The sequence below is a fragment of the Italian clover phyllody phytoplasma str. MA1 genome (genome assembly GCF_000300695.1).
GTDB lineage: Bacteria > Bacillota_I > Bacilli_A > Acholeplasmatales > Acholeplasmataceae > Phytoplasma.
This window is the reverse complement of sequence record NZ_AKIM01000067.1, coordinates 1-500: the sequence shown is the minus strand read 5'-3', so window position 1 is coordinate 500 and position 500 is coordinate 1. Positions and strand designations below refer to the sequence as shown.

The window sequence follows — 500 nt, the reverse complement described above, 5'->3', positions numbered from 1 at the left end:
TATTATTCATCACTAATAATTATCAAGTTATGGGAATGGGTAATAAAAATAGTAATAATAATGAAATTTCTAATTATGAAGAATATGTTTTGTATATAAATGAAGAATTTGCAATACAAAACGAATTAGTAAATTTCAAAATTAATGACGAAGAAAAAGATGCACTTTTGAAAAAACAAAAATTTATTACAAAAGCAATCAACAAATATAATAAAAGAAAAAATAATAATCAATTATCAACAACTTATGGTGAACAACCAGAAAGTTCTAGACGAAATATCAGTTCTGCAATAAATGATGATGAACTTCAACCTATGAATTTAATAAAAAACAATTCTAAATGTCCAATTGATCAACCAGAAATTTCCAAAAAGAACGATTATAAAAAATAAAAAGGAGATTTAATTAATGATTAAATTAAAAGATCAATTTAGAATCATAAGTATTTATTTATTTATTTTTTTAGGACTATTGTTTATAACTAATAATAAAAAATTATA

At 20.2% G+C, this 500-nt stretch carries 2 protein-coding genes; both read left to right on the top strand.

Going from position 1 to position 500, the window contains the following annotated elements; all coding sequences use genetic code 11:
- Positions 1-392, top strand: a 392-nt coding sequence (locus tag RI01_RS02490; protein WP_017193097.1) for a hypothetical protein, incomplete at its 5' end; no start/stop codon positions are given.
- A 16-nt stretch (positions 393-408) separates the two neighbouring features.
- Positions 409-500, top strand: a 92-nt coding sequence (locus RI01_RS03995) for an SVM family protein (protein WP_173363070.1), incomplete at its 3' end; no start/stop codon positions are given.